General features: G+C 71.3%; 9 protein-coding genes and 1 tRNA gene. 2 read left to right on the top strand and 8 right to left on the bottom strand.

What is annotated here, in order from left to right:
• From VFZ70_08720 to ychF, 3 genes are all read right to left on the bottom strand, one after another.
• On the bottom strand, positions 1-254 hold a 254-nt coding region (locus VFZ70_08720), incomplete at its 3' end, for a phage integrase N-terminal SAM-like domain-containing protein (protein ID HEX6255882.1).
• 151 nt (positions 255-405) lie between these two features.
• Positions 406-477: transfer RNA gene (locus VFZ70_08715), tRNA-Val, on the bottom strand.
• Between the two features lie 48 nt (positions 478-525).
• Positions 526-1,626, bottom strand: a complete 1,101-nt coding sequence (ychF, locus tag VFZ70_08710) for a redox-regulated ATPase YchF (GenBank protein HEX6255881.1) — start codon at positions 1,624-1,626, stop codon at positions 526-528.
• A 225-nt stretch (positions 1,627-1,851) separates the two neighbouring features.
• Between ychF and VFZ70_08705 the strand changes: the two genes are divergently transcribed.
• A complete protein-coding gene (locus tag VFZ70_08705; GenBank protein HEX6255880.1) occupies positions 1,852-2,622 on the top strand; it encodes an alpha/beta hydrolase in 771 nt (256 codons plus the stop codon).
• Positions 2,622-3,518, top strand: coding sequence for a PAC2 family protein (locus VFZ70_08700; protein ID HEX6255879.1), 897 nt, complete (start codon positions 2,622-2,624; stop codon positions 3,516-3,518). Before VFZ70_08705 ends, VFZ70_08700 begins: the two co-directional genes overlap by 1 nt.
• 21 nt (positions 3,519-3,539) lie before the next feature.
• On the opposite strand, the gene VFZ70_08695 is transcribed toward VFZ70_08700, so the two are convergent.
• The 5 genes from VFZ70_08695 to VFZ70_08675 form a co-directional block, all read right to left on the bottom strand.
• Complete coding sequence (locus VFZ70_08695; GenBank protein HEX6255878.1) at positions 3,540-4,523, bottom strand: GatB/YqeY domain-containing protein; 984 nt, start codon at positions 4,521-4,523, stop codon at positions 3,540-3,542.
• On the bottom strand, positions 4,510-4,935 hold the full coding sequence (locus VFZ70_08690) for a hypothetical protein (GenBank protein HEX6255877.1): 426 nt from the start codon (positions 4,933-4,935) through the stop codon (positions 4,510-4,512). Before VFZ70_08690 ends, VFZ70_08695 begins: the two co-directional genes overlap by 14 nt.
• Before the next feature lie 10 nt (positions 4,936-4,945).
• Positions 4,946-7,087 carry a prolyl oligopeptidase family serine peptidase gene (locus tag VFZ70_08685; protein ID HEX6255876.1) on the bottom strand — a complete coding sequence of 714 codons (2,142 nt, stop codon included), beginning with the start codon at positions 7,085-7,087 and terminating at the stop codon, positions 4,946-4,948.
• Positions 7,084-8,508, bottom strand: coding sequence for a hypothetical protein (locus tag VFZ70_08680; protein ID HEX6255875.1), 1,425 nt, complete (start codon positions 8,506-8,508; stop codon positions 7,084-7,086). The genes VFZ70_08685 and VFZ70_08680 overlap by 4 nt, the downstream gene beginning before the upstream one ends.
• A gap of 160 nt (positions 8,509-8,668) precedes the next feature.
• On the bottom strand, positions 8,669-9,214 hold the full coding sequence (locus VFZ70_08675; protein HEX6255874.1) for a LysM domain-containing protein: 546 nt from the start codon (positions 9,212-9,214) through the stop codon (positions 8,669-8,671).
• Positions 9,215-9,303: the final 89 nt, after the last annotated feature.

Below are 9,303 nucleotides of genomic sequence, written 5' to 3'. Positions count from 1 at the left end.
GTGCTGGTCCGCTTGCCCGCGCCACCCTGGTCCTCCGGTAGCAGCAGGTGCGCCTGGAAGGCTCGCAGGTGGCGCGTGGTGATCTCCTCGGGGTCGAGCGGGAGCCCCTGGTGGCCGAGGAACTCCGCCAGCGCGCGCACGCCGGCGACATACGAGCGGATCGTGTGCGTCGACTTGCCGGTCGAGCGCAGGTGGATCTCCCAGATCGCCAGGTCCCTGCCCAGCGGTCCCAGCTCGTCGTACTCGGTGCCCATCGACCACCTCGAATCGGTGTCAGATGAGCGTACGGGGCGCGCTGAGAGCGCTCGGAACTTATCCACTGTCGGAGCGCTGTGCTACGGCAATGAAGTGGCCCCTAACCGCGTTTCCGCAGGTCAGGGGCCTGAAATTGCTTCAGAATCGGGGTGGGCGATAGAGGATTTGAACCTCTGACCTCTTCCGCGTCAAGGAAGCGCTCTCCCCCTGAGCTAATCGCCCGGCGACCGACAGCATAGCGAATCGCCGCGTGGCGTGCGGGACGCCCGCTCACACGTTGAAGCGGATGTGCATGACGTCGCCGTCGGCGACCACGTAGTCCTTGCCTTCGATGCGCAGCCGGCCCGCGTCACGGGCAGCCGCCTCACCGCCGAGCACCACGTAGTCGTCGTAGCTGATGACCTCGGCCCTGATGAAGCCGCGCTGCATGTCGCTGTGGATGACCCCGGCGGCCTCCGGTGCACGGGCACCGGCGCGCACGGTCCATGCGCGCGCCTCCTTGGAGCTGGCGGTGAAGAACGTGAGCAATCCCAACAGGCGGTACGCGGCCGTGACGACGCGATCGAGGCCGGAGATCTCGAGCCCGAGGTCGGACAGGAACTCCGCGCGATCGTCGGCATCGAGCTCGGCGATCTGCGCCTCGACCTCGGCGCACATGAAGACGGCCTCGGCGCCCCGGTCGGCGGCGGCGCGGCGGAGCGCGGTCACGGCCTCGGAGTCCGGGTCGGGCACTTCGTCCTCGGCGACGTTGCCCGCGTACAGCACGGGCTTGGCGGTCAGCAGGCCGATCTCACGAGCGATCGCGGCCGCACCCGGGTCGCCGGCGGTGACGCTGCGGGCGGGTGCGCCGCCGCTGAGCTCGTCCCGCAGCGCCGCGAGGGCGTCGGCCCGCCAGCGGGCGTCCGCGCCACCGGACCTGGCCATGCGCGCCGCCTTGTCCGCGGCGCGCTCGGTCGTCTCGAGGTCCTTGAGTAACAGCTCGGTCTCGATGATCTCGATGTCGCGGGCGGGATCGACCGTGCCCTCGACGTGCACGACGTCGACGTCGTCGAAGCACCGCACGACGTGCACGATCGCGTCCACCTCACGGATGTGTGAAAGGAACTGGTTGCCCAGCCCCTCGCCGACGCTCGCGCCCTTGACCAGGCCGGCGATGTCGTGGAACTCCACCGCGGCCGGCACCGCGCGGGCCGACTTCGCGAGCCTCGAGAGGACGGCCAGGCGCTTGTCGGGCACACCGACGATGCCGACGTTCGGCTCGATCGTCGCGAACGGGTAGTTGGCGGCCGCGGCGCCCGCGGCGCTGACCGCGTTGAACAGCGTGGACTTGCCGACGTTGGGCAGGCCGACGATTCCAACGGAGAGGGTCATGGCTGAACAAACGGTCCTGAGGTCGTGGAGCTGGGACGCGTCCGACGACGGCACGACGTGCAGAGGTCGCCGGGGGAGTGCCCACCAACCTAGCCGTACCCGGGCCCCGGAGGCACGCGAACGTCGTGGATCGGACACCGACGTGTCTTCCGACCGTGTGGTTCGTGTCCGTATCGTGGCGTTCGCCGTCGGGCGGACCGGGCCCGCGGGCGCGCGGGGCGTGACGTGACGACGGGCGACGCGCTGAACGGTGGCGTCTACGCTGTCGCCATGCACGTCACCACGCGAGGCGCCGACGACGCGCCCGACCTGATCATGCTCCACGGAGGCATCGGCACCGGCGAGTACCACTGGGGTAAGCAGGCCGAGCCACTCGCCGAGCACTTCCACGTCCACCTCCCCGATCTGCCCGGTCACGGCAGCAGCCCGCTCGACGGGGCGGAGTTCTCGCGTGATCTGCTGGTCGACACAGTGATCGACTACATCGAGGACGTGGGGCCCCCCGTGCACCTGGCCGGCTTCAGCATGGGCGGTCACACCGCGTTGCCGCTCGTCGAGCGTCGCCCGGATCTGGTGTCGTCGCTGGTGCTGATCGGTGTGAGCATCCGCGAGCACGACGGTCTGCGGGCGTGGCGTGAGGTGTTCCATCCCGACCAGCTCGAACGAGACTATCCGTTCTGGGCGAAGACGCTGGCCAAGCTGCACGAGCCGCTCGGCAGCCGGGACGCCTGGCGCGACGTGTGTCTGCGCGACTCGAAGGGTCTCAGCGTCGACGTCGACATCGACGCACTGGCCGACTTGGAGGCACCGGTGCTGCTGATGCGCGGCGACCGCGACACCACGATCGACCACGGACAGTACGCCGAGCTGCGGTCGACGTTCTCGGGCAGCGAGGAGGCGGTGATCCCCGCCGGCGGCCACGACGTGCAACTGACCCGCGCCGACGTCGTGAGACCGTTGTTGCTCGACTTCTATCTGCGGGTACTGAAGCAGTGATGGCTGACCGCGATGTGGTCCAACGACTGACAGCCGACCGTCACCTGCAGCGAGGTGTGCTGATCGCCGCCTTCGCAGGCTGGAACGATGCGGGGGAGGCGGCGACCGGTGCGGTCGACGCGATCTCGCACCTGCTCGACGCCGAACCGACCGCGCAGATCGACCCGGAGGACTTCTTCGACTTCCAGGTCAACCGGCCGACTACTCACCTCGATCCCAGCGTCGGCAGGGTGCTGGACTGGCCGCAGAACCGCTTCCACGTGGCGCAGGTCGGCGATCGGGACATCATGCTGCTGTCGGGCACCGAGCCGAACCTGCGGTGGCGCACGTTCAGCGACGCAGTGCTCGGGTACGCCTCGGCGTTGGAGGTCGACACCATCATGTGCGTCGGCGCCCTGCAGGTCGACTCGCCCCATACCCGTCCGGTCCCACTCACCGGCCGTGGCTCCCGGCTGTCGGCCGTTGCCACGCTGGGCGTGAGGCGCAGCGACTACGAGGGCCCGACCGGCATCACCGGCGTGCTGACGCACAACGCGATGGAGCGCGGCTTCGAGACGTGGAGCATCTGGGCCGGTGTTCCCCACTACCTGTCGGGAACGACGTATGCGGCCGCGGCGCACTCGCTGGCGGAGGCCCTGGTCACGGCGCTGGACGTCGACGTGGATCTCGAACCGTTGTCCGAGGCGGCGCGCAAGCAGCACGACGAGATCGCCGAGGTCGTCGCGACCGACGATGACCTGTCGAGCTACGTCGCCGAGCTCGAGGAACGCGTCGACGCCGAGGACGAGGCCGGCGGGTTCGAGGAACTGCACGCCGAGCAGGTCACCGGCGACGAGCTGGCCGAGGCGTTCGAACGCTACCTTGCAGAGCGGGACGAGCGCACCGGCGACAGCTGACGGCGCGCGGCACCGCCCGCGCTACGGCGTCAGCCGCGCGCGCACCAGGGCGTTGACGCGGCCACCACCGGCCTGGCCCTTGACCTTCGGCATCACCGCGCCCATGACCCGCCCGAAGTCGCTCGCCGACGTGGCCCCCGTCTCGGCGATCGCCTCGTCGATGATCGCTGCCAGTGCCTCGTCCGACAGCTCGGCGGGCAGGTAGCGGCGCAGGACCTCGAGCTCGGCGACCTCAATGGCCTCGAGTTCGTCGCGTCCGGCTTCGGCGTAGGTGGCCGCCGCTTCCTCGCGGCGCTTGGCCTCCCGCCGGATCAGGGTCTGCACCTCGTCGTCTGTGACCTCGTCGCCGTGTCCGGCGCTCGTGCGGGCCTCCTTGATGCGGGCGAGCACCATGCGCAGCGAGGCGACCGCGTGGCGGTCACGGGCCTTCATGGCGGTGTGCAGGTCTGACTGGATCGTGTCGGCGAGCATGGGTGCGTCCTGTGCGGTGGTGCGGTTGGTGACGGCGGTCGGCCCCCATGTCCAGCGCACGTTGACGGCGTAGTTGAAGCCGGCGCCGGACAGGATGCCGACCAGCTGGGCGAGCCTGGGGTCGATGGCCTCCTTGGCCAGCGTAGCGACGCCGACGGTCACGCAGAACGCGACGAGCGACGACGTCTGGTAGCGCAGCAGGCGGCCGAGGTCCAGCTTGCGGATGTGGAACGTCCACAGCTCGTTCCACATGTAGTTGTGCACGATCGCGAGCTCGGTCGCGATCGCCGACGACCGTGTGAAGCCCCAACCGAGCTCGGTGTGGAGCACGTGCAGGATCGCCACGTTGAGAACGGTGCCGAGCACGCCGACGACGCCGAACCGGGTGAGCTGTCCGACCCAGATCCATCGGCTCGCGAACCCTCGTTGCGTCGTCGGCTCGGACGCGGTGCGGGCCGCGTCAGCGGACGTGACGGCGCCCGCGATGCCACCACCGCGCAGGCCGCTGTCCCGGGAGGTGTCAGTAGGCCGCATCGGCACCCGTCGCCTTCGCGCACGCCTGCGCGACCCGCCGCAGGCGTGCGGCATCCATCGCAGCGACGCCGGTCGCGCACCACGTCATCAGATCGGCCTCTACGTCCAGGCGCACGCGCCCCGGCTCGCTGTCGACGTCGACGTCGAGCTGGTCGGCGTGCACCTGCATGCGCAACGCCAGCGGCGGCAGCCAGTCATCGGTGTCGCCCACCTCGTCCGCGAGCCAGTCCCAGGTCTCCGGGGCGACCTCGCCCAGCAGCTGAGCCAGCTCGGGGAGATCGTCGAGCACGCGGTCGAGCAGTGCGCCGATCCGATGGAGGCGGTCGTCGACCTCGGCCGCGTGCTCGCGGCAGTAGACATGGTCCGGTGGCAGTGACGCGCCGCACACCGCACATTGATCGTCTCGGTACACGCTGGGAACCTTACAGCGTCGGTGAGCGCGTGGTCACGTCACTGAGCGCGTCGCGGATGAAGCGCAGCTGGATCCCCAGCAGGCTCGCCACCTGGTCCGGCTCGCGCGTGACGTGGGTCGTCGTCGACAGCGGCAGCACCGTGTGCGGCCGCCCGGCGTCGAGCAGCGCCCTGGAGAGCTGGAGTGTGTGTGCCGCGACGACGTTGTCGTCGGCGAGCCCGTGCAGCAGCAGGAGCGGTCGGCGCAGGTCGGGTGCGTCGCCGAGCAGACCGCTGCCGTCGTAGGCCGCCGGGTCGACGGCCGGATCCCCGAGATAGCGCTCGGTGTAGTGCGTGTCGTACAGGCGCCAGTCGGTGACGGGCGCGCCCGCGACCGCCGCATGGAACACGTCCGGTCGGCGCAGCACCGCCAGCGCGGCGAGGTAACCGCCGAACGACCAGCCACGGATCGCGACGCGCGCCAGATCGAGCATGGGCCAGCGCTCCGCGGCCGCCAGCAGGCCGTCGTGCTGGTCGGCGAGTGCGCAGCGCGCGAGATCGCCGTGGACGGCGTGCTCCCACGCCAGCCCGCGGCCCGGCGTGCCGCGTCCGTCGATGACCAGCACGCCGTATCCGGCCTCGGCGAACCACTGACTGGTCATGAAGCCGTGCACGGCGCGGCGCACCCGGCGTGCGTGCGGGCCCCCGTAGGGGTCGAGCAGCACCGGCAGCGGCCCGTCGACGTACCAGCTGGGCAGCAGCAGCGCCGCCTCCAGCCGCCGGCGACCGAGCTGCGCGAATTGCGGGACGGGTCGCAGCGGCGGATCGATCGGCGTCCGCGGCACTGTCGCAACCGGGCGTCCCTCACCGTCGCGGCGGACGGTCGTGGTGCCCGTGGCATCGTCGATGGTCGCACGATGGACGACCGTCGTCGACGCGTGCCGTACACCGGCGTGCACGCCGGTGATGTCGGTCAGCGGGGTGGCGACGCCCCGCTCGATGCGCCACAGGGCGGTGGACGTGGGATCGTCGGTGTTGGCGGCGACCACGATCCCGGTCGCGTCGGCGCCGAGCACGGCGTCGATGTGCAGTCCGGCGGGGGAGTGGGGTCGGCCGTCGACGTGGACCCTGCGCGTGTCCGACCCGGGGTCGTCCTCGATGGTCACCAGCGCCCCGTCGGACCAGCGTGGCACGCCGGGGACCAGCTCCACCCACGGATCGCCGTGGACGCACCCGCGCTGCCGGGTCGTGCCGTCGTCCTCGTCGACGGTCAGGATCGCCAGCTCGCGTTGGTCACGCGTCTGGACCGCCAGCGTCAGTGGTGCGCCGGGGTCCCACCGCACGGCGGCGAGATACGGCCACCGTTGCACGTCCCATTCGACGTCGAGGCGCCGCTGGCCGAGATCGACGATGGCGAGCCGGACCCGTGCGTTCGCGCGACCGGCGGCCGGATAGCGCAGCGGGCGCGGACTCGCCGAAGGGGTCACCGGCTCGTGCAGCCACCACTGGTCGACAGGTGTCGCGTCGACGCGGCACACGGCGATCCTGCTGCCGTCCGGTGACCACCAGTAGCCGCGCAGTCGCCCCATCTCCTCGGCGGCGACGAACTCGGGCAGGCCCCACGTCACGTCCGGGTCGTCGTCGTGGGCGATCTGACGCGCCACGCCGGTGGTGACATCTGCCACGTGCAGTGCTCCTCCGGTGACCCACGCGACGTGGGTGCCCGTGGGCGACGGGCGTGGATCGACCACGGCGTCGGTGTCGTCGATGATCCGCTGCGTCCCATCGGTCGTGGACAGCAGGTGCATCCGGCCGCCGTGCGCGAACGCGACCACAGCCAGATCCGGTGACGCCGCATAGCTCGTGACGCCGGCCGCGCGTTCGCGCGTGCGCTCCCGGTGCGCACGCTCCGCCGCCGGCACGTCCCGTTCGTCCCCGAGGTCGTCGGGGTCGACGATCAGTCGTGGCTGCGTGTCGTCATCCATGAGCCACAACCCGAGCCGGTGGTCCGAGGGTGAGCGCGCGGACAGGAAGCACCAGTGCCGACCGTCACCGGACACGGTGAACGACCGCGGTTGGGCGGCGACGGCCTGTTGGGTGACCGCCAGCGCGCGGGCGCGGTCGGTCAGCCAGTCGTCGGTCGGGCGGTTGCGGTCTACGGTGGTCGGTGTCACTCCGGGATCCGGTTGATTTCTGGCGCCGTGCCGGCGGATGCCGGTGATCCGGGGTCGGGGGACGCCGTTTCGGCGTCGCTGGCCGCGTCCGAGGTCGCGTCGCTGCCGGGCGAGGGCGCCTGAGCATCGTCGGCTGCATCGCCACCGGCCCCTGCGTCGCCTGGCCGGTCCCTCGGAGCGCCGTCAGCGGTGTCGCCGTCGACCGCTGCTGCGTCCACGCCCATCGCCGCCAGCCGTGGGCACCGGCGTTCATGGCCCGGGCGGACCCACGTCCAGGCGCGGCACGCCGGACAGCGCGCACCGTCGCGGACCATGGGGTTGTCCTCCAGCGCGGCGGGCAGCTGGACGTCGATGCCTGCGCAGACCAGCGCTTCGTACGCCTTCTCCGCCAACTGCCGGTTGTTCGTGACGAGCGACGCCAGACGGTCGTCGGCCGCGATGTTCTCACCACCATTGGCCCGTGCGGCGAGTAGCACCGCCGTCTCGGGCCGGGTCAGGTCGAAGGTGTCGATCGGTGCGCGCCGCAACGCGTCGGGCAGGTCGATGTCGACGCCCGCTTCGCGCCACTGCCACCAGGCGGCGAGGCCGGCGGCGTGATCGTCGTCGATCGCCGCCACGACGTGCCCGACGATGCGGTCGACGACTGGCGCCGCAACGCCGTGGTCCCGTGACCACGCGAGGACCGCGCCGATGTCGGGGCGGTTGAGGTCGACGTCGGCGAGCACTTCATCGAGGGCGTGGGGCAACTGCTCCCGGACGAACTCCAGGTTGGCAATGGTCGCCGGCAACCGGTGGGCGTTGTCGCGCAGCCGCTGTTCCACCGGCGGTGCAAGGGGGCCCGTCGCGGTGCGTGCGGCGGCAGCTTCACGCAACCACAACGTGTCGGGCTCGTCGGGCAGCTCGAGATCCATGTCGGGATCCCGCTGCAGCACGGCGGAGGCGACCTGTGGACGCGCGGCCACCAGGGCGCGGTTGTCGTCGAGCACCGCGCGGAGCCACTGCCAGATCAGGCCCTTCGCCCGGAGCACGTCCTCGGCGACCCGGTCGGCGTGGCCGCGCAGACCCAGCACCGTCGCTGACTCCAGGGCAGCGCGGGCACGCTCGAGTGCCTCGGTACGTTCCTGGAGCACCGGTCGGCAGACGTCCGGGTCGGCGCTGAACAGCTCCCACAGGCCGAACAGGTCCCGGTAGCGACCGGTCGCCGCCGACGCCACGAAGTGGCGCGCGAGGGCCGCCCTGCCCAGCAGGGCACCGGCGGTCACCGCCGGCACCTCGGTGATCAGCTCCTCCCGGACCCGTGCCGACAGCCGGTCAAGGCGCGGGTCGGGCTCGCGTACGTACGCCAGCGCGGCCTCGTTGGTGATCCCGATGCGCTGGGTGAGGTCGGTGGCCGTGACGGTACCTGAGGCGGACGACGCCATCGCTCCTCCTTCGGCTGCCGACGACCTGTTCGGCTCTCGTCGGACTGGTGGATCTTCGCGGATCGGATGCGGTGCTCGCTGCGGTCGCCGCGACCCTCTACCGACCGGCGCCGATCGCCCGCCAGGTGATGCCGGTGCAGGATACCGCCTGGTCACGGGATCACTGGGCGTCGGGGATCAGCAGCGCCTCGCCGACCGTGAGCGCGAAAGGCTCCTGGAGATCGTTGGCCCGCGCGATGTCGCGCCACCGCGTCGGGTCGCCATACACCTCCTGGGCGATCGACGCCAGGCTGTCGCCGGACTCCACGATGTAGCGGGTGCCCGTCGGCTCCGTGGCCCCCCCGTTCCCGCCGGCTGCCGTGCCGTCGCCGGTGTTGTTCGCGCCGCCGTCGTCGCGCTGCCCGCCGTTGCCGTTGCGTCGCGGTGCAGCGGTCGCTGCAGCCTCCGACCCTGTCGCTGTGCCCTGCGCCTGTCCGCCACCGGCCTCGGCGGCCGCCATCTCGGCCTCCATGGCGGCGATCTGCGCTTCGAGACGCGCGATCTCGTCACGCTGCTCGGCGACCTGCTGGCGCATCGCTTCGTCACCGCTGAACGTGGTGCCCAACCAGAAGACGAGCGCCAGCGCGAGCAGCAGCACCAGGATCCGGCCCCAGAGGATCTGGGTGCCGGCTGGTGGGGGCAGCTCGGATTCGTGTTCTGCGCTCATGGGCAACCGGCGTGCAGCGGTCTCGGGCGGGCGTCATCAACCTAGCGCGCCGGCGTCGCCACGCCGACCTCGGGTGCCCACCGCGTCAG

This window comes from Euzebyales bacterium, from assembly GCA_036374135.1.
In the GTDB taxonomy this organism is placed as follows: Bacteria; Actinomycetota; Nitriliruptoria; order Euzebyales; family JAHELV01; genus JAHELV01.
Note: the sequence above shows the minus strand (reverse complement) of the source record. Positions and strands in the feature narration are given on the sequence as shown.